We start from the raw sequence: 24,979 nt of genomic DNA, 5'->3' as shown, positions 1-24,979 counted from the left end.
GATGAAAACACTCGCCGCCTTTCTTCTCGCAGCCATGCTTCTTGCTCCCTCGTGCAAAAGATGGGAGAATCCGGCAACTTCAATGATCTCGGCTGACAAATCCGTAGTGGTTCTCGTGCTTAATCCCTCGGTATACGCGATGCAGGAAGTGCGCGTCAAAGGAAAGGTGTGGGAGATCGAAACGATGGGGGAACCGGCGAAATCGGCGACTTTTAAGCTCGCCGACAGCGACGGAAACTACATAACTGTCGTCTGGGAAAAAGAACTCTCTTTTGCCGAGGGGGACATAGTGGAAGCTTCGGGCCTTTTCGACAGCAACTTCATCTCATCTGAGAACAGGTTCGATCCCAAGCTTGCGGCGCAGTCGATCAGGGTTCTCAAAGAGGACTAACTACCGGGAAAATACGCAATCGCTTAACTCCAAGTACATGTCGCGCTGCGGTCCCACCGAAACGATCCAGACCGGAACTCCGGTCAGTTCCTCAACTCTCTTTATGAAACGCAGGGCGTTTTGGGGTAGCTGTTCGGCGCTCTTTATCCCGGCCAAATCCTCATCCCACCCGTCCATCTCCTCGTATGAGGGCTCACAGTTCTCAAGAACGGAGAGGCTTGCGGGGAATTCCTTCATGCTCGATCCGTTATATCCGTAGCTTGTGCATATCTTTACTTTTTCAAAGCCCGAAAGCACGTCAAGCTTCGTAAGGGCAATGGCGGTTACGCCGTTTGTTCTCAGCGTATAGTTAAGCGCGACTGCGTCAAGCCATCCGCACCTTCTGCTTCTCCCCGTGGTAGCCCCGTATTCCTCTCCTTCCCTTCTGAGGGCATCCTGTATCTCGCCCGATTCCTCCGTTGGGAAGGGACCTTCCCCGACCCTGGTGGTATACGCCTTAGCAACTCCCACTATGGAGCTTACGAGCGCCGGTACCGCGCCGGTACCGGAAAACACACCCCCAAGACCCGCGTTTGACGACGTGACGTAGGGATAAGTGCCGAAATCGATATCAAGAAGTGACCCCTGAGCCCCTTCAAAAAGGATCCTCTTGCCCTCATCGCCGCTTCTGCGGACAATCGCGGAGACATCCGCGATGAAGGGTCCGAGAACCTCGCCGTACCCGACGTACTCTTCATACACGCTCTCGGGATCGAGGGGTTCCGCCCCGAGAACCTTCTCTACATACGCGTTTCTCTCGGTCATGACGGAAATGAGTCTCTGGCGAAAGGCTTCGGGTTCGGTAAGATCAAGCATCCTTATGCCCCGCCTTGCGTACTTGTCTTCGTAGACCGGGCCTATTCCCCTGCCGGTAGTGCCTATTTTCCTTCCGCTTGCGCGCCGCTTCTCCCTAAGCAGATCTATTTCCCTGTGATAGGGCATTATCACATGGGCCCTGTCGCTTACGAGGAAATTAGAGGGGCTCACCGGATACCCGGCACTTCTGAGCGCGTCTATTTCCGCGACCAGCACCTTGGGATCAACGACCACCCCGTTTCCGATAAGAGACAGGCTGTTTTCCCTGAGTATGCCCGAGGGCACATGGTGGAGTATGATCTTCTTTCCGTCCGTAACAATGGTGTGGCCCGCATTGTTTCCGCCCTGGTATCTCACCACCAGGTCGGTCCTTGAGGCTATGAGATCCACTATCCTTCCCTTGCCCTCATCCCCCCACTGCGTACCAAGGACCACTATGCTCGGCAAGCCTAGAGCCCTCCTCCGGTAAGAAGTTCCTCGAGATTGGAGAATTCCCTGATCGACCCGGTCCGGGATTCGACCAGCTTCATCTTGGAAGGAGATTCAAGCTCTATGATCCCGTATGTGGCGAACGAGCCGTCCCCGTCGAAGAAATTATTGGAATCGATCATGTCCGCATGGCTTCCGGTTAAGTCAAGTATGACCTTGAAGCTGCTTGAACGTAGCCATTCGGCAAGCCTTATGGCGTCACTTCTGAGATCCTGGCTCTTGGGCACTATTATGAAATGGACCTGGTTCTCGCCGTCTCTGCTCTTGGTGTTCTGCATAAGCGCCTCGGCGTCTATCGCGAATCCCGCGGCGGGGACGCTGCGCCCGTACCGGCTGACTAAGCCGTCGTACCTGCCGCCCGTAGCCAGGGAAACGGGAGCGACGGACGATATCACCTCGAAAGTAACTCCGGTGTAGTACTCAAAACCCTTGACCTCAACAAGATCAACCGATATCTCGCATTCGATATTGTATTCCTCAAGCACGGAGATCACAGAGACGATTTCCTCAATGTAGAGCTTGAATCCCTCGTTCCGGGCGGCCCTGCGAAGGATATCGGCATCGCCGTAGTAATCAGAAAGGGAGAGAAGAACATCCTTTACGTCCGTGGGAATCCCGGAGGGTTCCACTATCCTTCTTATCCACTCCTGGTCCTTTTTCACGAGAGCTTGCACAAGCTCGTCCCGTATCTCCCCGGCGTCGCGAAGAACCGCATCAAGAATGCCCGTATGCCCGAGGTTAAGCGTTATTTTTTTAAGGCCGAGACGGTTAAGCGATTTCAGGGCCAGCGCGATTATCTCGGAATCCCCTTCAGTCGAACTAAGCCCCAGAAGCTCGCAGCCGAGCTGAAAAACTTCCCTCTCCTTGCCGCTGCCCTTCTCCTCGTACCTCACCACCCTTCCCGAATAGCAAAGCCTGAGTGGGTAGCGATAATCGCTTAACTGCGTGGCGACCATGCGTCCGATCTGCGGAGTAATGTCGGGGCGCAGCACCACTATTTCACCCGTGTGCGGATCGACAAACTTCATCAGCCTGTGCTTGAAGTCTTCCCCGATGCCCGCGGACATGGTGTCAAGATACTCGAAAAGAGGGGTTATAACCCTCCTGTACCCCCAGTAGGAAAACTCCTCAAGGAGCACGTTCTCTATCCGCTTGAGGTTCTCTGCCTTTACGGGACCGAAATCCTTCACTCCCTGGGGCAGTGTCAAAAATCTATTCATCTGAAAAACTGACTTGGGTTACCGAAATAATATTCTCTACGGTCAAAATCTCCTGGATAACTTCTTCGCTAACCTCGGTATCGACGTTCGTAAAAACTATGGCTTCCCCGCCGGCGGATTTTCTTCCAAGGTGCATCCGACCGATGTTTACGCCGTTTTTCCCGAGAACAGTACACATGGAACCTATGAAGCCCGGGCGGTCGTAGTTGTGGCTCACGAGCAGGAATCCCTCGGGAACGACGTCGATCTCGACCCCGTTCACCTTGACTATCCTCCCGTGGTTCCCGCTGAAAACGCTTCCCGAAATCTCGTTGGTCGCCTCGCGGGTCGTAACGGTCACGGTAATGAGACTTGTGTACTGGCTCATGGCCGCGGATTTTGACTCCACCACTTTTATTTTTCTTTCCTCGGCTATCGACGGAGCGTTAACGTAAGTCACCGAGATATCCATTATGTGCGAGAGAAAGCCTTTCAGCACGGAAACCGTCAGGTACCCGCAGTCCATTTCGGCCGCTTCGCCCTCGTAAGTCACCTCTACAGTGCGAACCGCGCCCTTGCAGATCTGCCCGTGAAGACTGCCTATCTTCTCGCAGATTGACATATAAGGCCTCATGACGGCAAGCTGCTCCGTTGTAAGCGACGGCATGTTAACCGCGTTTCTGACTACCCCTTTCTGCGCGAAATCTATAAGCTGCTCCGCCATTGTGGTCCCGACCTTTATCTGCGCCTCCTCCGTTGAAGCGCCTAGATGCGGGGTGAGCACTATGTTTTCATCGACCGAGAGAACGGGGTTTTCGGGGTCTATGGGTTCTGAGGTGTAAACGTCAAACGCCGCTCCTCCCACCTTGCCTTCGCGGAGGGCCTCAGCCATGTCCGCCTCGTTCACTATCCCCCCTCTGGCGCAGTTAATCACTATCACACCTTTTTTCATCTTCTCAAAAGACTCAGAGTTCACCAGATCCCTCGTCTCGTCCGTTAGGGGCGTGTGCACCGTTATAACGTCCGAGCGACGGAAAAGCTCATCCAGGGAGACAAGCTCGATGCTTAGCTTCTTCGCGGCTTCCTTGCTTAGGTAAGGATCGTACGCGATCGCCTTCATCTTAAGACCCATAGCACGCTCTGCCACCAGCTTTCCTATGTTTCCGAGGCCCACAAGACCTATCGTCTTTCCATAGACCTCAACTCCCTTGTACTTGTTCCTCTCCCACTTGCCCGATTTTATCGAGGAGTGGGCCTGGGGAATCCTTCTGGCAAGGGAAAGCAGCAAGGTGATGGTGTGCTCCGCAGTGGTTATCGAGTTTGACTCGGGGGTGTTCATAACGGCCACCCCGTTTCTGGTCGCGGCGTCAAGGTCTATGTTGTCTATCCCTATTCCGGCGCGTCCTATGATCCGAAGCCTGCCACCCGAAGCCTCTATGACTTCCTTTGTAACCTTCGTAGCGCTTCTTACCACGAGGCCTTCATAGTCCTTTATTATATCGACAAGCTCGTCGGGAGAGATGCCTTTTCTCTCGTCAACCTCGACCCCCTCGGCGGCCTTAAGAAGTTCAAGGCCCTGCTTAGCAAGTCCGTCGGTTATCAGTATTTTCAAGAAATTCCTCCGGGATGGCGGGATAAAAACCACTAAGATAATAGTTAAACGAAAGACAATGTCAATCAGCCGGGGCGTGTTTCCGGAGCGGGCAAAAAGAACCCGCGGGGAAGCGCGAAATTGTTAAAAACCGCGATTTGGGTTACCCTAACCTGCCGTAATGAAAGAAGAAACCGGCATGGATTTTCTTGAGCACGCAGAAGAACTCAGAAAAAGAATCATATATTCCCTGATTCCGATACTCGTCTTTTTCGTTCCCTGCTACATTTTCTCAAAGCAGCTCTTCGACCTGCTCATGGGACCCATAATAAGGAGCCTGCCCGAGGGAAGCTCCCTCATATTCACACGCCCAGCCGAGGGGTTTCTTACCTATCTCAAGGTATCGCTGTTTTTCTCCTTCTTCCTTTCTGTTCCGTTCATTCTCTATAACGTCTGGCATTTCGTTTCCCCCGCGCTCTACAAGAGGGAAAAAAGGGTCGTTATTCCGCTTGTCACGTTCGGAACGCTGTTTTTCATCATCGGCGCGCTTTTCTGCTACTTCATCGCCGCCCCGCAGGGGCTTCGGTTTCTGCTCGGGGAATACACTACAGAGTACGTAAAGGCGTTTCCCAGCATAAAGGAGGCGCTGTCGTTCCTTACGGCGCTTATGATAGGTTTCGGGCTCGTGTTCGAGTTTCCGCTTATAGTCTTCATCCTCTCAAGGCTCGGGCTTGTAACAGCGGGATTTCTCGCTAGGAACAGAAAATACGCGTTTTTGATAAACGCCATTCTCGCCGCTTTCATAACACCCACTACAGACGCCGTATCGATGATGTTCATGCTCGTTCCTCTTTTCATCTTCTACGAGCTTGGAATAATTATCGCAAAAGTATTCGCAAAGAAAAAACCTGAAACAGAACCGGCCGGAGAGGAATTCGGTTAAGAAAAAAGACCTGACCCTTAACCGAGAGTCCCCGCCGCAACGCGGAAAAGGAGAGAAAAATGACAAGAAAAAAACCTAAGGACCTCATGCATCCCGTCACCTACAAGCGGGAGAACGGGAAATTCGACGTCAACTGGTACCTCAAGGAAGACAGGTCGAACTGGGTGCTTCCCAAGGTGCTTCGCGAACAGGCGAAAAAACTGGGCAAAAAGCCCTTTCTTCAGTTCGGATACAAAAAGCCGCTTAGCTTCTACCAGACAAACCGTCTCGCCAACCGCGTGGCAAACGCCCTTTGCGCCCTCGGGGTGGAAAAGGCAAAGAAAGTCGCCGTCTACATGCCGAACTCCGACGACTACGTAATAACGTGGTTCGGAATCCTCAAGATGGGAGCCGTGATGGTACCCATAAACACGGCCTACAAGATGGATTTTCTTGAATACATAATCGACAGTTCGGATGCCGAGGTGCTTTTCATAGCGGAAGAGTACCTAGACCGGATGCCCCCCATAGCGAAGAACCTCTCAAAGCTTCGCCATGTCATAGTCTGGACAAGAAGCGGGAGCAAGAAGTTTAAAAGACACGGATACAGGTTCCGCAAGATGATTTCCTACTCAGAATTCATAAACTCGGGTTCGGGCAAGGAGCCGGACGTCGAGGTTACCTTCATGGATTACGCGAGGCTCATGTACACGTCGGGCACCACGGGCCGCTCAAAAGGGGTAATGAGACCCTGCGCCGCCGATTACAGCAGCGCTAGGAACTACGCCGAGATAATGGATGTCGGCTCTCAGGACGTGTGCTTCACGTGCCTTCCGCTTTTCCATTCAAACGCCATGGTGATGACCGTCTACCCGGCACTGATAAAGGGAGCAAAAGCGGTGGTCGAGGAGAGATACAGCTCAAGCCGCTTCTGGAAATGGATGGTAGACCACGGGGTGACAAAGTTCAACACCGTGGGGACCATGTCGTATTTTCTCTGGAACACCCCTCCCGTGCCGGAGGAAAAGCAGCACAAGATAAAGCTCGTTCTCGGCTCGCCCGCCCCTCACGACATGATAGAGGAGTTCATGGAGCGCTTCGGGATAAAGTTCATGGAAGGCTATGGCCTGACCGAGATAGGCCAGTGCACCTGGATGAGACCGGGAGAGCCCTTCAGGGTTGGGTCCTGCGGAAAGGAAGCCCCAAACTACGAGATAAAGATCGCCGACCCGGAAACAGACGAAGAGGTGCCTAGGGGGGACATAGGGGAGATCATAGTCCGCCCCAAGATACCGAACGTGATGCTTCACTACTATCACAAAATGCCAGAGAAGACCGTCGAGGACTTCAGGAACTTCTGGTTCCATACGGGCGACGCGGGAAGAATGGACAAAGACGGCTACATATACTTTGTCGACAGGGTGAAGGACTACATAAGGAGAAGGGGGGAGAACATAAGCTCCTTTGAGGTGGAGAAAATTGTCAACTCCCACCCTGATGTCGAGGAATCGGCAGCTATAGGCATAAAGTCAGAAGCCGGGAAATACGCAGAAGACGAGCTCATGATACTAGTGATTCCGAAGGAAGGAAAAGAGGTAGACCCCCCGGAACTGATAGACTACCTGCAGCCCAGAATGCCTTATTTCATGATTCCAAGATTCATAAGGTCTGTAGATTCCTTCCCCAAAACCGGCACGCAGAGAACTCAGAAGAACAAGCTTCGCGAACAGGGCGTTACCAAAGACACCTGGGACATGGTGGAAGCCGGCTACAAGTTAAAGAGGTAGAAAGAAAACATCTTTCAACTCGGTCTCTATCTCAACATACCGTCTAAAGATAAGTTCCAATTATTATATTGATTTATTTTTATCGTACGTGATTATCTATTATATTAAACAGCTTTTATTAATAATATAGTCACATACGATAACTTTTAATTGACTCTCTCTGTACAATATGATATTTTTTACCGTACAGGAATATTTTAGGTGATACAATGAAAAAACAAAACCCAGAATATGGCATCATCCGATCAACGGAAGAATTGGGCCGTACAGCCCGTGCCCATCGCAAGAACCGCCGCCTTACGCTAGAAACGGTTTCCGGACTAGGAAACTTGAGTCCTCGTTTTCTCTCCGAGTTCGAGCGGGGCAAGGAGACCGCCGAGATCGGCAAAGTATTAAAAGCGCTGCAAACCGTCGGACTTGAAGTCGTAATCCAGCCTCGCAGGACAACACCCTTATCCAAGATTTCGGAGAACGGAAAAGAAACCGATGAGTGACCCCGATGCGCTAAACATATGGAACAGGCGCAGGCTGGTAGGCCATCTGCGGCGAGATTCCTTCGGCCATATAAGCTTTCGTTATGATAACGACTGGCTCTCGGGCGGGGGATTCGCTATCTCGCAGACTCTTCCTCTCAGTCCCGAGGAATTTACAGCGGAAGAAGGCGTTGCCCACAGGTTCTTCGCCAACCTGCTTCCCGAAGGCGGTTTTCGGGAGCGCATCGTCCGCGACCTGAAAATATCTGACACGGACTTTAATCTGTTGCGGGCTATAGGCGGTGAGTGCGCAGGCGCTTTATCCGTTCTCCCGGAAGGGCGGCAACCCTCAGTGGAGCAAAGCTATCGCCCTATAGACGATGAAGAACTCGCCGGTCTGATAGCTCAACGCGGACAGCCGTACTCCTGGTCAGAAGAAAAAAGAGCAAGGTTCTCACTGGCCGGTGCCCAGAACAAATTCCCTATTCTCGTGCGGGAAGGAAAATATCTGCTGCCGCAGGGAGAGTCACCTTCGAGTCACATACTCAAGTTTGAGATTGAAGGATACCGTAACGTGCCCGCCTATGAGACCTTCACCACGTTACTCGCCCGTGCCGTCGGCCTGCCGGTCATCGACATCGAGTTGCGTTCCATAAACAAGATCCATTACACGATTACGCAGCGCTACGACCGCTTCCCAAGCGACGATGGAGAGGTTCTGCGAGCACACCAGGAAGATTTCTGCCAAGCGCTTGGGTACGGTCATGAAAGAAAATATCAGGAAGACGGCGGACCGTCCTTCGCACAGTGCTTCGGGATGCTACGGAATGTATCGAGTGATCCGGCCACGGATCTTCCGCACCTGCTGCGCTGGCAGATATTCAACGTGCTTGCGGGCAATTCTGACGGTCACGCCAAGAATCTATCGCTTCTGCATACGCCAGATGGAGAGATTCGGCTGGCGCCCTTTTACGATCTTGTGTGTACCCGGGCCATAGATAGAATCGATTACCACCTGGCATTGTCCGTTGGAAAAGAAAGGAATCCTAGTGCCATTCTCAAGCAACATTGGGAAGATATGGCTAGGCAGTGCGACATACGACCGCGATACCTGGTTGGTCTTGTCGAGGAGGTTGCAGCCCAGTTGTCTGAGAATCTCATTTTAACAAGAACTTTTTTTGAGGAGCAGTTCGGCGAATATCCGGCACTGCAACGCATAGAGCAAGTCGTAATCAAGCAGTGTAAAAGGACAGACAAGAATTAACCTAGGGATTTCCGTCGCTGCTATCTCATATCAATAAAAAATTGGTTAGCTTACTTTGCTATAAACAGAGTCAAAACTTTTGCCGAATCGCTAACATAAAATCAAATAGAAAAACCTAGAACTCTTCATGATCTTTCTTGATTATCAATCTACATCCCCATTAGACCCTAGAGTTGTTGAGAAAATGCAACCGTACATGACACGGTGGTTTGGCAATCCACATTCCGAACACATTTTTGGCTGGAAATCCGCCGAAGCAATTGACAAAGCGCAGGAATTAATTGCCTCAATCATAGGAGCGGAACCATCAGAAATACTTTTTACATCTGGAGCTACCGAATCAAACAATTTGGCCATTCAAGGTCTTCTGCGCAATAACAAATCTAGATCGAAACACTTAGTTATAAGTTCAATCGAGCATAAGTGCGTGTTGAACACGGCACGCGCCATGAGGAAATATGGGTGCCTAGTTGATGTGGTTCCAGTGGAGAAAAACGGGATCGTTGACATTAAAAAGATAGAATCCACTCTTACCAAGGACACCGTCATTGTTTCCGTCATGCTAGTCAATAACGAGATCGGAACCATTCAGCCGATTAGAGAAATCGGTGAACTATGCAATAAGAAAGGCATTGCGTTTCATGTAGACGCGGCACAGGCAGTAGGAAAGGTTCCAATAAATGTTAAAGAAATGAAAATTGACCTACTCAGCATATCCGGCCATAAGGTTTACGGTCCAAAGGGTATAGGAGCACTGTACGTATCTCACCACTATTCTTCAAAAATTGAACCGATTATTTTCGGAGGAGCACAGCAAAACAATTTACGTGCCGGCACAGTACCCGCATTTCTTTGCGCAGGACTAGGAGAAGCCTGCAGAATCGCTGATGAAGAAATTGAAAAAGACCGAACACACAATTTGTTGCTCCGAAACGCTTTGATAGACAAACTGCGTACTCATTTTCCAGGTTTGGTAATTAACGGAGACCTTAACCAAAGAATTCCCGGCAATCTTAACATACAACTCCCCGGCGTTGATTCAGATGCACTCGTTACCATGCTCCAAGATAAAGTTGCCTTCTCAACCGGAGCCGCCTGTAATGCCGGTATTGTCGAGCCTTCCTACGTGCTCGCTGCTTTAGGGCTTAGTATAGATGAAATAAACTGCTCTATTCGTCTCGGCTTCGGCAGGTTTACCTCGCTCGAAGAAGTTAATCGTGCCATAGACCTGATTTCTGAAAAAGCTATCCAAATTAGAAATTGCGCTATTTCCTCCAATTCTTAACAGTCTTGAGTTTCCGTTGCACAGAATGTAGGGTATAAACTGGATAATCTATCCAGTCAGGCTATTTTTGTGTACACAGGACCCCTAGCAGACGAAAAAAACAAAGGACATTTTACAGGTCACGAGACCTTTCCGCTTAGATATCTTTGGTTATGCAAGGCTTACGAAAAAGTTGCCGATCTCAGTGAAGAAAATCACAGGAAAAACCCGTTCTCCGATCCCGACGCCATAGTAAACTTCGGTGTGGGAAAAAACATGGTAAATTCAATTCGCCATTGGTCCCTCGCTTGTAAAATCATAGAACACAAGAACGGATCATTTAAGCCAACTAGTATTGGCGAATTTCTTTTTAATCCCAAAACCGGTCGCGACCCTTTTATGGAAAAAGAAGCGACTTTGTGGCTAATACATTGGATGGTAGCCGGACAATGGGGAAGGACCTCGACTTGGTACTATGCCTTCAACTATTTTTCCGAAAGGAAATTCGGGCGCGAGGACATTGTTAAATCCATACAAAATCTATGTGAAAACCGGAAGTGGAAACGTACATCCGAGACAACCATCAAAAGAGATGTCGACTGCTTCCTCAGAAGCTACGTGCATCAAGGAGATGAAAAGTTTTCTGAAGACTCGATAGAATCTGTTCTGTCAGAATTAGAACTAATCAACGCAGTAGGGTCTCATATGTTTGAGTTTAACTATGGACCGAAACCGAACCTGCCCGAAGGTGTCTTTCTCTATTCCCTGAATGAATTTTGGCAAGCTGAGATACCTAACCAGAATTTCGCTTCGGTAGAACTTCTTACCTATGCTCCTGGTTCGCCCGGACGAGTCTTCAAGCTTGATGAACAATCTCTAGTTGAACGACTTGTAAAGATAGGAGAAAGTTCAGGTGGGCGCTTTCAGTGGACCGATACTTCGGGAATAAGAAACGTAGCTAAGGCAAAAGAGAACATAGAATCAATGCGTCTCCTTGATCTTTCTTATACTGACAATTGATTTAGAGTGAAATGCTGCTTTTCGAAAAAATCAAGATAGCCAGACCCTTTCAGCAGTCTGCACGCATTGATACTGATCTAGAGACTCCTGAAGCCCTTGACGGATTCGTCTTTCACGATTCAGCCAAGTATGCACTGCAAAGAATGGCCCAGATGATTGCGGAATCCAACCGCCGGGCATTTACCTGCACGGGGCCCTATGGTGCGGGCAAATCAAGCCTAGCCTTGGTTTTATGTGCTTCTGTTACTAAAAACCCTATTAGATGCCAAGCTAAGAAATTAACAAAAGAGCTTCCCTACTTTGAGAAAGCTTTCCCGTCAGATGAATCGGGCTGGCTCGTTATTCCGTTGGTGGGGCACAGAGGTGATTTAGTAAACGATCTCAGAAAAAATCTCTTTCAGACTAGAAAACAAAACCAAACTGAGAAATCAGCAAGAGACGTAATAAAATTTCTTCGGGAAAAAGCGGAAGAGCGCCCCGGCAATGGAGTCCTGCTAGTAATAGATGAGATGGGTAAATACCTCGAAGAAGCTACCCGGCATGGAGGAGATATTCACTTTTTCCAAGAACTCGCTGAGTCAGCAAGCCGCACCAAGGGGCACCTTGTAGTATTGGGAATTCTTCATCAGTCATTTGAACAATACGCCTCCCGCCTTGGAGAAAAAGCGCGCAAGGAATGGGCTAAAGTACAGGGGCGTTATGTCGATATCCCTCTCGTTACTGCGGTTGAAGAAGTAGTTGACTTGATAGGCAAAGCAATAGATACAGATTTGAAACACCCTGAAAGTCTTTCAACAGCGAAGGTCATAGCAAACTCTATAAGAAACAGGCGGGCTGGCATTCCATCTGATTTTGCTGCTTGTCTTGATTCTTGCTGGCCCATTCATCCCGCAACGGCCGTATTGCTTGGTCCCCTGTCGCGACGGCGATTCGGACAGAATGAAAGAAGCGTATTTGGTTTTCTGGGATCAAGTGAACCAGAAGGTTTTCAAAATTTCCTAAAATCAACCGAAGTCAATGGAACTACATATGAACCGTGGCGCTTGTGGAATTATCTGAGAGTTAACCTTGAATCGGCAATTATGGAATCTACAGACAGTCACAGGTGGGCTCAGGCTCTAGAGTCAATAGCGCTTTGTGAAGCTAGGGGCGACTCACTACACGCAAAACTTGCTAAAACCATTGCGGTTGTCGAGATGTTCCGCCACGGATCCGGACTGATGCCGGAAAATGAAGTCTTAAAAGCCTGCGTTGCAGAAGCTAGAGAAAGCGATATAGAAAAAGCACTTAAGGATGTAGAAAGATGGTCAGCCGTAATATTCAGAAAACATTTTAATTCATGGGCCATATATGCGGGCAGTGATTTTGACATTGAAGGCTCGCTTCAAAAAGAACTTATCGTAAGAGAATTAGATATAGAACAACTTGGCAATCTAGTTCAAATGCGTCCCATTATAGCCAAAAAGCATTATCACGAAATCGGTACTCTCAGGTGGTTCAAAGTAGAAATCGTGTCGGCCGAAAAAGTGCACGATTTAGCAAAAAACTTCCGACCGGCCGATGGAATGGCGGGAACATTCCTTCTAGTAATTCCATCTGAAGATTATGACATGGAAAACATAAAAGCCATTTGCAGAGAAGCGTCTAAGTCGGTTGTCAGCGGTTATCCGGTTGCTGTAGGATTCAGCCCTAAATACAAAAGCATAAACGATTTAGGCAAAGAATTAAGCGCCTTGCATGATATCAAAAGAAACAATCCCGAACTTGAAGGTGATTCCGTGGCAAGGCGAGAGATCGAGGCAAGAATCACCATTGTAAAAGAACAACTGCAGACCATTCTAAAAACTTCCCTTAATCAAACTAGATGGTTCATAGAAGGACGTCTGCAGCAAAGGAAAACAACATCTTCTTTGTCCGTCTTTGCCTCAAACCTAGCATACAAAACATTTCCACATGCGCCAAAGATTCGTACGGAGTTAGTTAACCGGGAAAAACCCTCGGGAAATGGACAAGCAGCCATACGAAAACTGCTCTACAGCATGGTTAAACATCCCGATCAAGAAAATCTCGACATAAAGGGGTTCCCCTCAGAACTAGGAATATATAAAAGCATTCTTGAAGCCCTAGAACTCCACGGCAAGACAAAAAACGACGCTTATGGATTTCTTAAGCCTTTATCGCAAAATAAGGAGACCAAAGGGGTTTTTGAACTTTGGAAAGAAACCGAAAAGCTTCTTAAAGAAAACCAAATCGTTTCTGTCTCGAAAATATATAAGCACTGGACATCCCCTCCGTTTGGTATACGTCGCGGGGTACTTCCTGTTCTCACCATGGCCTTTGTAATGACAAACCGTACATCGGTCGCAGTCTATAACGAAGGCATATTCCAGACGGAAATAAACGAATTGGTAGTAGACCATCTTTTGCAAAAAAACAGCACAATTCAGCTGCGTTGGGTTGACCTAGGAGAACGTAACGAGAGGTTACTTGAGTATCTCTGGGATGTAGCCAATCAAACCAGCGACAATTCAGTTCCCAAAAAACCGCTTGAGGTTGCAAGGGCCTTAGTCCGGTTTGCATTCAAACTTCCCACATGGACAAAAAGAGCATCTTCAATTTCTGATGAAGCCCGAAAGGTACGAGGCGTGCTCTTATCAGCCAATGACCCTCTTCAGGCATTGTTTGTGGATTTGCCAATTATATTCGAGGATGCCAAGCTTCAAGGAAATCCGCTTCATGAGAAGGAGTCCTATGGGCACTTCGGCGTATTCATCAAAGACACACTGAAAGAACTCGAAGACGCATACCCGAAAATGGTAGCGAGTCTACGCAAAAACATGCTTGAAGGACTAGGGCAAAAAAAACTAAACCTAGAAAGCTTGCACAGGCGGGCGAAAATTATTCGCGGCATAACCGGAAACTTTCGTCTTGACGCATTCGTGGGAAGACTTGAAGAATTCTCCGATGCTCTAGAAGATATGGAATCAATCGCAAGCTTGGCAATCAACAAGCCAGTTCGTGATTGGTCTGATAATGACCCTAAAGCCGCCGCGCTCGAGATTGCAAACTTTACTCTTAAGTTCCGTCAGGCGGAAATGTTGGCACAGTTAAAAAAGCGAAATCCGACTTCTGAAGCCTTAGCCTTAATGCTCGGTACAGGAGAAAACGGCTATACTATGATTGAGACTTTTGATATCACCGAAGATGAAAAAAAAGAAATCTTAATGTTGGCACGAGATATAGAATCCATTCTCAATAAAAACGGTATTAACAACAAACAGAAATTAGCCGCTTTAGCGGAAACGTTAAAACATATATCAATAGAGAAATAAATATTTAGGAAAAACACACAGTGAAAGAAAAACATGTTTTAGGTTTATCTGGAGGCCGTGACAGTGCAGCACTAGCTGTATTTATGCGGCAAAATTACCCCGATCTTAATATTCACTACTTCTTTACTGATACGGGCAAAGAACTACCGGAGGTTTATGAATTTCTCGGACACATTGAAGGGTTTTTGGGGAAACCTATAGAAAGACTTAACCCAGATCGAGATTTTGATTTCTGGCTTCATCAATACGGCAACTATCTTCCCTCGGCACGCTCTCGGTGGTGTACACGCCAACTCAAGCTAAGACCATTTGAGCAATGGATTAAGAATGATCTGGAATCTGGGGTGAAAGTCTTCAGCTATATTGCCATCAGGGCCGATGAGCCGGAACGACTAGGCATGCAAACCACTCATGCTAATCTTCAGATCAAATTTCCTTTTAGAGAAAATGCAATTGACAAAGCTGGGGTGATTAACCTACTTGAATCCTCGGGTCTTGGACTTCCTAGCTATTATCGTTGGCGTTCGCGGAGTGGTTGTACATTTTGCTTCTTTCAGCAGAAAATCGAGTGGGTAAGACTAAAACATGAGCATCCGGAAGCCTTTGAAGAAGCAAAACGTTATGAAAAAACCGCTTTACAACATGGTTCACCTTTTACTTGGAGTGAGAACGAGTCTCTTACGGAACTTGAGCACCCAAAGCGAATGGAAGAAATAAAAAGAGACTATAACAAACGGGTTGAAAGAGAGAAAAGGCGCAAACAAAGAAACCCGCTCCATGAAGGCCTTGAATGTATAGAGATTGACGAAATATATGGAGTTCCAGAAGTAGCTGCGTCGTGCATTGTCTGCCACAAGTAACTACACAAGTATATTTCTTCATAATTTTTATTCTCTAAAACTAAAAGCCTAACCCATAATCCCCAATGGTATTACAAATATTATTCGCTACCAGTCTGAGTTAGAGACACCAGACTTGCTTCTTTGTATATCTTGAAAAAATCCATTAACTCAATTATGTTTTCCGAGGTTAATCCCTTTATCTATGTAATGTAGCAAATCCGAACAAATAGTTATGACTGTTTCCACAGAATTACCAGGAGTTCAACCATCTCAGATTTGTGAGAAACTAGATGATTTTCATGCTGCGCAGCTTCTACCCACCGGGGCATTCAACCTAATCAATGCAATCGACCCTGGACGCATCAATAGCTCAAAACGTGTAGAAACTCTTAGTAGAACTCTCTCTCTTGAGCTAGTCATAAATGATACTCAAAGACGAGAAATTCTATTGAATGCTGTACCACAATCCAAAATCGGTGAACTAGAGGATCGAATCGGGATAAGCATCAATCAGTTACGACAGAAAGACAAGCTAGAGCAGTCCTTACGCCGAAATCTTTTGGGATTTTTTGGATTCACAACGATTGCTAATCAAATGACTACTATTTCCGAATCAGCTAAAACCGTGTTGCCCGAAAGAGGATTATTTCCTCACCAGAAACGAGCCGCAAGCGATATTGAGCGATATCTATATTTTGAGGAAGGCCGCGCAATGCTACACCTCCCAACAGGTACTGGGAAAACACGGACGGCAATGAGTATTGTTGCTTCCCACCTTCGTACCCGTCCCAAAGGTCTGGTGCTCTGGTTAGCAGCAACTCGTGAACTTCTGGAACAAGCGGCGACAGAATTCGAATTGACTTGGAGGGCTTTGGGAGATCGGCAAGTTGATTGTTTGCGATTCTGGTCAAGTCATAACCCACAGATTGATAAAATTACAGATGGTATGGTTATTGCGGGCTTGGCTAAACTGCATTCCTATGGAAAAGAACGCAAGAAACTATGGAGTCTTGGTGATCGGACAACTATGGTAGTATTTGATGAGGCACACCAAGCGGTAGCCACAACTTACCGAGATATTATCGAGACAGTTGTTAGCCGAAACCCCAAGACACCGCTCCTTGGATTGAGTGCAACGCCTGGACGAACATGGGGAGATCCAAATATAGATACCGCTGTAGCGGAGTTGTTTTGTGGAAATAAAGTGATGATTAGTTTTAACGGATCTAACCCAATTAAACACCTTACCGATGAAGGCTACCTCGCCGAAGTTGATTTCTCTCTTCTCAATGTTGAACCAGGGCTCCAGCTCTCTACCGAAGATCTAGCGGAAATATCAAAAGCATTGGACATTTCTGACGACTTTGCCGCACGATTTGGCGAGGATGAACAACGTAATCTACGCATTATTCAATGTCTTCTGGAACTTGTAGAGACTCATTCACGGATACTCGTTTTCGCAGCCTCGGTCGATAACGCATTGCTTCTGGCAAGCGTTTGTAGAGGCATGGGACTCAAAGCAGACGCAGTTACCGCCAAAACTGATTCCTGGAAGCGGAAACATGTGATTCAAAGATTCAAGCGACCCGGTGGTCCCCACCGAATATTAATCAATTACGGTGTACTTACAACGGGCTTTGACGCACCGGCAGCAAGTGCTGCGTTGATTGCTCGTCCAACAAAATCTTTGGTGTTGTACAGCCAAATGGTAGGCCGGGTAATTAGAGGACCTAAAGCGGGGGGTACAAAACACTGTAAAGTAGTTACGGTAGTTGACACTAACTTGCCGGGTTTCGGCGATGTCGCTGAAGCCTTCATGAACTGGGAGGATGTATGGAACGTAGCATAATGGATTCTAAACTAACTCAACAAGAATTTGATTTTTCGATTGTTTCGGCGGAACTGACAATTGAAGCAATGCGCGATAGTGGTTATAAGGACACCGATCACGCACTTGCGGAACTCATCGATAATTCTGTCGAAGCTAAAGCCGATCTAGTAGAGATTATAGCTGTTGAAAAGCTATCGGACCCAGAAAAGCCCTATGCGCGACCTCAAGTAAGCGAAATCGCTGTTGCCGATAATGGTGAGGGGATGGATAGTACAACATTAAGACGCGCTTTGAAATTTGGCGATGGAACCCGCCGTCTAAATCGTCAAAAAAGGGGGATAGGTCGCTTTGGCGTGGGACTTCCACAGTCCTCGATTTCGCAGTGTCGGCGTGTGGATGTATGGACATGGCAAAACGGTGCTGACAACGCTTTCCATTGCTATCTCGACCTAGACGAAATCAAATCTACTGGACAGCAGGAAGTGCCCACATCAACCTCTTCTTCAGTTCCAGAACAGTGGAAAGAGGTTGTAGCAATAACCTCTGAAACAACCGGAACCTTAGTCGTATGGAGCAAACTTGATCGAGTTCAGTGGCGCGGTGGAGCGAAAACCATTGAGCGAACAGCAGACCTATGTGGCCGTATCTACCGTAAGTTTCTCACAGATCACGAAAGGCCGGTTACGATTAAGCTAATTCTTGCTTCTGACAAAGACCCCCACTTGGCCATTGAACAGGAAGGGAAGTGTTTTCCCAACGACCCGCTTTACCTGATGAGCCCTTCTTCAACACCTGAGCCATTCCAAGATAAATCCATGTTCCAATTATTCAACGAAAAAACATGGTCGATCAAAAATAATAACACCCAAGGGGAAGTCCATGTACGTTGTACTATGGCACGTCCAGACGCAATTAATGAGAAGAAGTCCGAGGTTCAGTGGCCGAGATCTTACTCCAAGGCCGGAGATGCACCATGGGGCAAGCATGCTGCTCGTAACAAAGGAGTATCGATTGTTCGGGCCCGGCGTGAACTTGAACTGAGTACAGCTTGGGTAAATAACTACGAACCGGAGGGACGTTGGTGGTCAGTAGAGGTGGAGTTCGATCCTATTCTTGATGAAATATTCGGAGTTGTAAATAACAAACAACACGCTCATACATTCGTTAAAGGTGCCGGATTCGATTGGAACGAGTGGTCCAATCCTGGAGAGACATTCGGCGAGTTCTCTGAACGACTTAAAGAAACATCCGACCCTATGGGCCATCTTCTTGAGATATGGATTTGGATTGATAAACAGATTGCACAGATGAGAAGAGAGCGCAGAATGATAATGCTTGGTACGGGTCCACAAACTCGACATCCACAAACTGGTGAAGAAGTGGAAGATGTTGCGACGAAAGTCATAAATGAGCAGATGCAAAAAGGTGACACTGGAGATAGCGATAAGGCCCCTGAGACAAATGAAGAAGAAAAAATTCAACAGATCGTTGAGTCAACCAAGCAAGTCAGAGTAGGCGATAAAACTGCTTACGAATGGGCAGAAGAAACTGTTCGTGGCGGTCGCCGTGTACTCATAAAAGCGGTTACCCTCGGTCATCAGGATGCCTTTTTCGATGTCGAGTCGGTCAACGATGTGCTGGAAATATGGTTGAATGACCAGCATCCGGTCCATAAACACCTTATTCAGGTATTAACCGCTGAAATTGAAGACCAATCTTCCGAAGAACTTGTTGAACGCCTCCGCAAGGCTGAGTTCACACTCAAAATGCTTTTGATCGCTTGGGCCCGTCACGAAGATAAGGTTCCATCTGAAATCAAAGAAAGACTTGAGGATATTCGAATGGATTGGGGGAGAGAAGCTCGCAAATTCTTAAAGGTAATCGAAACATGAAAACTTTGGGAGACGAACTCTCTTCGCTCCTAAATGGTGCTCAACAAAACGTGTTAATTGTAGCACCATTCATACGATCCGAGGCATTTTCTCGACTCCTTGACAGTATTCCAATCGGTACAAAAACTATAGTTGTTACACGGTGGCGCTTAGCAGACCTACTTGCGGGAACTTCAGACTTAGGGATCTACGACTTGGCTGAATCGAGATCTATACCATTGTACTTACGACATGATCTGCACGCCAAATTCTTTTCCGCAGATGATATGTGCCTCATCGGATCGGCTAACGTAACTCTCACCGCACTTGGTTGGAAAACACCTGCAAACTTAGAACTACTAACACCAGTCCCCCGAACTGTTGATCAAATCGTCAAGTTTGAGGGAACATTGCTTGCTGGAGCAGTGCGTGCTACAGAGGAACAACGCAATCGTCTTGAGGGTTTACTTGACAAACTCCGTAAACTACCTTCTATAACACCAGAAACAAACATGGGGATACTACCTCCTAATTGGGTTCCACGTGTCAGAAATCCCGAAGAACTCTATTCAATGTACTGTGGCAACGATGATATCAGTCGTTCTGCTCAACAGACGATGCGGAATGACCTTGCACAAATAGGTATCGTTTCAGGAATGGATGAGGAAGGCTTTCGAGCGTGGGTTGCTGCTACAATCACCCAAACTCCTCTTGTTAGTCGAGTAATTGAACATATTAATGAGGAAGGACAAATGACTGAAGATACGCTCAGCGATTTGCTTATCAAAATCGGTGTTAATGTTAAAGAGCACAAACCCCGCGATGTTCTTAAGATACTTGAACGTTGGTTCACGTACTTTCTTCCAACAGAATACCAAACGACACAAGACTCGATAAAACTCATTAAAGCCAAAAGGATTTAATCGGCTTCATTTACATTACATAGGCTATTCTGTCGGTGTTCCAACTAAATAGAATTGATCAAAAATGATAACTCCAAAAGGTCTTGTAGTGACAGAGCTACCAAAAGTCTTTGAGATGACAAAGGATAAAAATGCAGTACTCACCTAGAATCTCTAGTGCAAGTTTGACGAAGCCTTAAGAAACCAAAATGTTCCCTGAATGCTATTTTATAACAGTGGGCAACTTTGCCCTCTCATTTCCAATCTCTTTACGATATCTTTCCAGCAAATCTTCATCCGATATTTTTGAGACCCCAACCATATAAAGTAAGATTTCACGAAGCGTCACTCTGTGGGAATTAAGAATTCTTTTGGTATTGACATCCCACATCAACCCTTTGTATGGGACTTTGCTAAGGTCACGAGGAAGTTTCGCAGCTAACTTTATCGCATTGGAAAGAGACATGTCTTCCGTCAATCGTGCTACGATACGCACAAAAATTTCTAGCCCTATAGGTCTAAACAGCATACTTCCTCCGTGATTTCCACGATACTTCTTAACAATTTTGGTTGTACTGCTAGCACCAAAAAATTCATTTAGCTCACGTAAGCTTCTGGATAATTGAACGAAGAAATCTTTTGAAAATTCGAAATATAAATCAAGTTTCTCATCATCCGGGCGTACTCTCTGTAGACCTGTCTTTGGTTTTTTCAGTGAGGATTTAGCAACTGAGAACAATATTGTCAGTATGTCGTATAAATTTCCGATAGTTGTTAAACTTGATACATTTGTCACCGGCATATTATTGGTCGCCACAAATGCTATGCGTTTACCAGAAAATAAATCTGTCTCTTCTATAAGACGTCGAACGCAGATAGCCATAACATCATCTTCATCCAAAGCAATAATTCCACCCTTTGATACAGGTTTTGTAGTCTTATTCAGCGTTGTGAATAGGCGCCGTGTCCTTTCTAAACCTCTTTTTGTATTCTTATGCGCAACCAAGATAACTGATACCTCATCATAAGTATCTTGAATGAGGCCATCTTCGATGGCCTTTTTGATGCCCGCAAGCCGGTGTTGTCCATCTAGTGCAAAGAGTTTCTCGTCTCCGCTAAGAGTTAAGAACCCTACTGAAGCAATAGTCGATTCAGTAAGGTTCTTGAGTTCGTCATTCTCCCCTTTACTCCGAACATCGGACAATGCATGCCAATTGGGCTGACCACCATATACAGCAACAATAAGAGAATTGAAAAACCGCTCCGGTTGCATATGGAGATATTCGGCAATTAGTTTACCTCGGTACTCTTCTAACCTTCTCTGTATCATGTCCGAAAGCTTTTCGTTATTATGAATTTCCTTTGCATAATCAACTCTTAAACTCAATTCTCGCAAATCTAAAAGACAGGAATAGTACACCCAATCACCCATAATACCGCGGAGAGCAGGTAAGATAATTTTTTTTGGCTTGATTTTCCTCACTTGAACGCCCTTATCTTTCTCTTCGTATCAGCTTCCAAATCGTTTATAGAGAACGGTGGCATAAGTGCCGTATTTAACTGTTGTTCCAATTTCTTGAGATCATCAGAAGAAACATTGTCATCTACCGGAGCAAAGAAGAACCTTAGGACTTTATGCCATGTCCCAATCATTCGTGCGATCCCATCACGTTTTCTAACTTCGTGCTCATTCAGGTAGTCTTTATAGCGCTTTCTAAGTGAGCGTTTTGAATCACGACCCGCAATTCCTATATATAAAATATACCCGTGTGGCGGTAACACAGCACTCTTTTGACAAATCGCAAAAGCGTATATACCACGTTTATCATTCGGAACCTTATTCACTTCTGCAGGACCATAGCTAACAGAGTTCCAATCAAGAGTAGAAATAATGTATTTTTTATCCTTCTTTATCATTTTCGGCTGAGACAGTATAAAATCACGTTTATACTTGGCTATTTCTTTAGTAGCTTCATTGGTAAAGTCTATTAGCGAGTCGATGTTCAATTCCTTTTACCCTTCTGATTGATATTTTCTGTAAGAATTATAAGCTTTTTTCGATAGTACAAGGTAAATATACAGAGGCTTTTAATCTTCTAAATCTTACATAAATCTTGCTGTTCTAACCAAAGACACCTCCCCTGCAATCGTCTCGTAATCGCATCCGACGGCCTTGGCAAGGGCGCCCAGACGCCTACCTACAGTTTCCGGATGTGGAATCTGGTCAGGCATATGTAAAACAAGTTTTTCTCCGGTCCTCTCAAGCCTAGTGCTCTCAAGAATCCGCGCCACTCCTCCTGAAACCGTGTAGGCCAGGCGAAGCGCAAGCCCCGTAACCCTAGCTTCTTCAATATCGTCTCCGGAAAGAAAATCCGAGACTTCCCAGCGACGGACCAAGTTTCCGATCGCTGCGTGCCTTGAGGCCACCGACAGAGCTACCATCACCCTCTCCGGATGAGCAATTCCCACAAACGGCATCCGCAGTATCCTCAAAAACACCTGCTCCGCGCGGTACTCCGGATGCTCGGAAATTCCTATGTCCGAGAGATGGCATGCAGCGAGTCTCAACCTCGGGTCCCTAGAGTATTTATCAGGAATCGCCAGATCTATCCACCTGCAGAAAGCCTTGCCCTCCTCAATGGATCTTCCCATCTTAAGGGCAATCTCCTCACACATGACAACCAGAGGATCCAGAGAACGCTGCTCCGGGGAAAGATCGTCGTATATGCATCCCTCCCGAAGCCCGTACGTGCAGAACGTAAGGTTGTTAACGTCCGTTTTTTTTAAAAGACTCTTCATAAGCGTGGCGGCGTAAGGAGCAGACTCCACCCTGTTTCGCCCCAGAATCCAGAGGTCCTGAAGCGAACCTGAAGACATCTCGGCTATCTCCCGGACCATATCAACTGCCCTTGATCTGGAAAGACTGTAGCCGTGAACTATTCGAAGCGGGTAATCATCAGACTCCATGTGTTTTTTAGCCAAGGCTCTCCACGAACCCCCGACGGCGTAGAAGGTCTTCTTTTTCGCGTTCTCAAGCCAGGGAAGCTCGTCAAGGAGGGGGGCAATCAGTTTCTTGCGGGCTTTCACGGGACTCAGACCGCTTTCAAGAAGCGGTATCGTGCCAAGCGGCAATGTAGCGTGGTTTCCTATTTCCCCCTCGCAGATCTCCACCAATTCAAGGCTTCCGCCGCCTATGTCCCCCATTACGCCGTCAGCGTCAGGGATAGCGCAGAGAGTGCCAAGAGCAGAAAGCCTAGCCTCGTCCATGCCGGAGAGCACCCGAAGAGAAATCCCGCATTGCTGCTCAACGGCCTTTTTGAAATCGGGGCCATTTGCGGCGTTTCTCACCGCAGCGGTGGCAACCGCCTTTATTCCGCCGGAAACCCTCATGGACCGCGCGATATCGACAAAGCGGCTTACAGTTCGCAGGGCGAGATCCATGCTCTGCGGAGACATCCTGCCCTGAGAATCCATCCCGCGCCCCAAGCCGCAGGGAACCTTCTCATCAAGTATCGGAAGCGGGGCGCGCCTAGGGCCCTTGTAGATCACAAGACGTATGGAATTCGATCCCACGTCAATTACCGCCACGGTTCCGGCCTTGCCGAACGGCGTGGCGGGAGGAGAGATTTCTGTCATGGATTGTTCCCGGCTTGCTCAACAAGCGCAGATAGAAAAAGCAAGGATTTTTCGGTTGTCACCTCGTTTCCAGGTATTCAGATTGTCCATAGCATTAAGCAGCTTCATCCGTCCTAGACCTGTCGTAATGTCGGAAAAACTCTCTATTTGAAGCAGTCTAGCCATAACGGCTATTGCTACCCTGATACGAAAGTCTTGATCAAAGCTCGACCAAGGTGATTTTCGATGATTTTAACCGATGGTGTATTCATAAGGGTATGGATAAACGCATGATGCACGGTTAAAACAAGTTCCTGCAGCTCTTGATCGGATTCAAACTCCGAAACTTTTAATCCAAGAGCTTTGCATTCATCGATATGAATGTGCCTGGCATGGGATTTGTTGCCTGAGTAATCAGTCAGACCTTTGACAATTTTCTCGGCAATCTTCCTCCTGTCAGCAACACCCTTAAACATAACTCTTTCTAGGTAGTTTTGGGCAACTTCGCTGCTATGTTCAATTGCGTTTTTGCATTGGCTGAGAAATGTCGGATGATACTTGGAGAGAATTGGATTCCAAACATGGACTTTGCTGGGGTCTTCCTTAATCTGTGCCGCAGCAGTTCGAAATTCCTCAATTACACCATATGCGGGCACTCCCCGTAACTGTGGATCAATCGGACCCAGGTTTGAATGAGCGCCCATCAGTATCTGCTTGCTGGAACACGCAATAAGGGTACCACCCGACATGGCTATCTGTGGTACGATAACGCGAATGTCGTCATTAAACATCTGGTGAAGATAATGAATAATTGATTCCGTTGCGTGAAGCTCTCCACCCGGGGTATGCAGAATTAAGTCAAGTCCAACTGAACGGTCAAGCTCATGAACAGCCATCATAAAGCCGTTCTTATCTTCGTCGTTAATATGAATGCCTTCTATATTGGGCTTTGACAGCCAGCCCGAATAGTAGGCAACAGTATTGCGACCGGTTTTTTCAAACAGGTTTTTAAGATATTTGCGACGAACCTGATCAGGCGCTGACTGGGATATTAGTTTAGCGTCAAGATTCCTGATCTCGTTCAGTACTTCTGACCAGTTAGGCATTATTGTTCGGAAGTGGTTGGGGAAACCTTCATTGGTTGGCTGTGGGCACTACCGTGGCTGTTAATCTGCTTGAGAAATGAAGGTTGGGCCAGTGAGCGAGTCGCACTCCATTCTTCGTCGTTCGGATGGTCAAACAAATTACGATGCAGATGTTCAAACGACTGATCATCTATATCTTTCTTCTTATCCTCGGACTTAAGTTGTTTCTCGGGGTCCATGTTTTAA

Annotated in this window: 20 protein-coding genes; 12 read left to right on the top strand and 8 right to left on the bottom strand. The window is 47.2% G+C overall.

Annotated features, from left to right (window positions below):
* Position 1: 1 nt before the first annotated feature.
* Positions 2 to 391 (top strand): hypothetical protein, encoded by a 390-nt coding sequence (locus OXG75_00410; GenBank protein MCY3624454.1) that lies wholly within the window; start codon positions 2 to 4, stop codon positions 389 to 391.
* On the opposite strand, the gene OXG75_00405 is transcribed toward OXG75_00410, so the two are convergent.
* From OXG75_00405 to serA, 3 genes are read right to left on the bottom strand one after another with little or no spacing between them, the layout of a single operon-like run.
* Positions 392 to 1,693: an adenylosuccinate synthase gene (locus tag OXG75_00405; protein ID MCY3624453.1), complete on the bottom strand. Its 1,302-nt coding sequence runs from the start codon at positions 1,691 to 1,693 to the stop codon at positions 392 to 394.
* A 2-nt stretch (positions 1,694 to 1,695) separates the two neighbouring features.
* On the bottom strand, positions 1,696 to 2,955 hold the full coding sequence (gene hisZ, locus OXG75_00400; GenBank protein MCY3624452.1) for an ATP phosphoribosyltransferase regulatory subunit: 1,260 nt from the start codon (positions 2,953 to 2,955) through the stop codon (positions 1,696 to 1,698).
* The gene (gene serA / locus OXG75_00395; protein MCY3624451.1) at positions 2,948 to 4,546 is read right to left on the bottom strand and encodes a phosphoglycerate dehydrogenase; all 1,599 of its coding nucleotides are present in this window, start codon (positions 4,544 to 4,546) and stop codon (positions 2,948 to 2,950) included. The genes hisZ and serA overlap by 8 nt, the downstream gene beginning before the upstream one ends.
* 160 nt (positions 4,547 to 4,706) lie before the next feature.
* On the opposite strand from serA, the gene tatC reads away from it, so the two are divergent.
* From tatC to OXG75_00340, 11 genes are all read left to right on the top strand, one after another.
* Positions 4,707 to 5,468 carry a twin-arginine translocase subunit TatC gene (gene tatC, locus OXG75_00390; protein ID MCY3624450.1) on the top strand — a complete coding sequence of 254 codons (762 nt, stop codon included), beginning with the start codon at positions 4,707 to 4,709 and terminating at the stop codon, positions 5,466 to 5,468.
* Between the two features lie 59 nt (positions 5,469 to 5,527).
* Complete coding sequence (locus OXG75_00385) at positions 5,528 to 7,234, top strand: AMP-binding protein (GenBank protein ID MCY3624449.1); 1,707 nt, start codon at positions 5,528 to 5,530, stop codon at positions 7,232 to 7,234.
* A gap of 209 nt (positions 7,235 to 7,443) precedes the next feature.
* Positions 7,444 to 7,728 carry a transcriptional regulator gene (locus tag OXG75_00380; GenBank protein ID MCY3624448.1) on the top strand — a complete coding sequence of 95 codons (285 nt, stop codon included), beginning with the start codon at positions 7,444 to 7,446 and terminating at the stop codon, positions 7,726 to 7,728.
* On the top strand, positions 7,721 to 8,971 hold the full coding sequence (locus tag OXG75_00375; GenBank protein ID MCY3624447.1) for a type II toxin-antitoxin system HipA family toxin: 1,251 nt from the start codon (positions 7,721 to 7,723) through the stop codon (positions 8,969 to 8,971). Before OXG75_00380 ends, OXG75_00375 begins: the two co-directional genes overlap by 8 nt.
* A 127-nt stretch (positions 8,972 to 9,098) precedes the next feature.
* The gene (locus OXG75_00370) at positions 9,099 to 10,256 is read left to right on the top strand and encodes a cysteine desulfurase family protein (GenBank protein MCY3624446.1); all 1,158 of its coding nucleotides are present in this window, start codon (positions 9,099 to 9,101) and stop codon (positions 10,254 to 10,256) included.
* 69 nt (positions 10,257 to 10,325) lie between these two features.
* Positions 10,326 to 11,255: a DUF4007 family protein gene (locus OXG75_00365; GenBank protein MCY3624445.1), complete on the top strand. Its 930-nt coding sequence runs from the start codon at positions 10,326 to 10,328 to the stop codon at positions 11,253 to 11,255.
* 11 nt (positions 11,256 to 11,266) lie between these two features.
* A complete protein-coding gene (locus OXG75_00360) occupies positions 11,267 to 14,587 on the top strand; it encodes an AAA family ATPase (protein ID MCY3624444.1) in 3,321 nt (1,106 codons plus the stop codon).
* A 20-nt stretch (positions 14,588 to 14,607) separates the two neighbouring features.
* The gene (locus OXG75_00355; protein ID MCY3624443.1) at positions 14,608 to 15,447 is read left to right on the top strand and encodes a phosphoadenosine phosphosulfate reductase family protein; all 840 of its coding nucleotides are present in this window, start codon (positions 14,608 to 14,610) and stop codon (positions 15,445 to 15,447) included.
* Positions 15,448 to 15,661: 214 nt separating this feature from the next.
* The gene (locus OXG75_00350; protein ID MCY3624442.1) at positions 15,662 to 17,278 is read left to right on the top strand and encodes a DEAD/DEAH box helicase family protein; all 1,617 of its coding nucleotides are present in this window, start codon (positions 15,662 to 15,664) and stop codon (positions 17,276 to 17,278) included.
* Positions 17,263 to 19,152 carry an ATP-binding protein gene (locus tag OXG75_00345; GenBank protein MCY3624441.1) on the top strand — a complete coding sequence of 630 codons (1,890 nt, stop codon included), beginning with the start codon at positions 17,263 to 17,265 and terminating at the stop codon, positions 19,150 to 19,152. The genes OXG75_00350 and OXG75_00345 overlap by 16 nt, the downstream gene beginning before the upstream one ends.
* A 266-nt stretch (positions 19,153 to 19,418) precedes the next feature.
* Positions 19,419 to 20,054, top strand: coding sequence for a hypothetical protein (locus OXG75_00340; protein MCY3624440.1), 636 nt, complete (start codon positions 19,419 to 19,421; stop codon positions 20,052 to 20,054).
* A 202-nt stretch (positions 20,055 to 20,256) separates the two neighbouring features.
* On the opposite strand, the gene OXG75_00335 is transcribed toward OXG75_00340, so the two are convergent.
* From OXG75_00335 to OXG75_00315, 5 genes are all read right to left on the bottom strand, one after another.
* Positions 20,257 to 21,516: a DGQHR domain-containing protein gene (locus tag OXG75_00335; protein ID MCY3624439.1), complete on the bottom strand. Its 1,260-nt coding sequence runs from the start codon at positions 21,514 to 21,516 to the stop codon at positions 20,257 to 20,259.
* Positions 21,513 to 22,040, bottom strand: coding sequence for a hypothetical protein (locus OXG75_00330; protein ID MCY3624438.1), 528 nt, complete (start codon positions 22,038 to 22,040; stop codon positions 21,513 to 21,515). The genes OXG75_00335 and OXG75_00330 overlap by 4 nt, the downstream gene beginning before the upstream one ends.
* A 96-nt stretch (positions 22,041 to 22,136) precedes the next feature.
* On the bottom strand, positions 22,137 to 23,669 hold the full coding sequence (locus tag OXG75_00325) for a Ppx/GppA family phosphatase (GenBank protein ID MCY3624437.1): 1,533 nt from the start codon (positions 23,667 to 23,669) through the stop codon (positions 22,137 to 22,139).
* A 176-nt stretch (positions 23,670 to 23,845) separates the two neighbouring features.
* Positions 23,846 to 24,754 (bottom strand): S49 family peptidase, encoded by a 909-nt coding sequence (locus tag OXG75_00320; GenBank protein MCY3624436.1) that lies wholly within the window; start codon positions 24,752 to 24,754, stop codon positions 23,846 to 23,848.
* Positions 24,754 to 24,972, bottom strand: coding sequence for a hypothetical protein (locus tag OXG75_00315; GenBank protein MCY3624435.1), 219 nt, complete (start codon positions 24,970 to 24,972; stop codon positions 24,754 to 24,756). Before OXG75_00315 ends, OXG75_00320 begins: the two co-directional genes overlap by 1 nt.
* Positions 24,973 to 24,979: the final 7 nt, after the last annotated feature.

This window comes from Candidatus Dadabacteria bacterium (assembly GCA_026705445.1).
Lineage (GTDB): Bacteria > Desulfobacterota_D > UBA1144 > Nemesobacterales > Nemesobacteraceae > Nemesobacter.
This window is presented reverse-complemented; position numbering and strand designations above follow the sequence as displayed.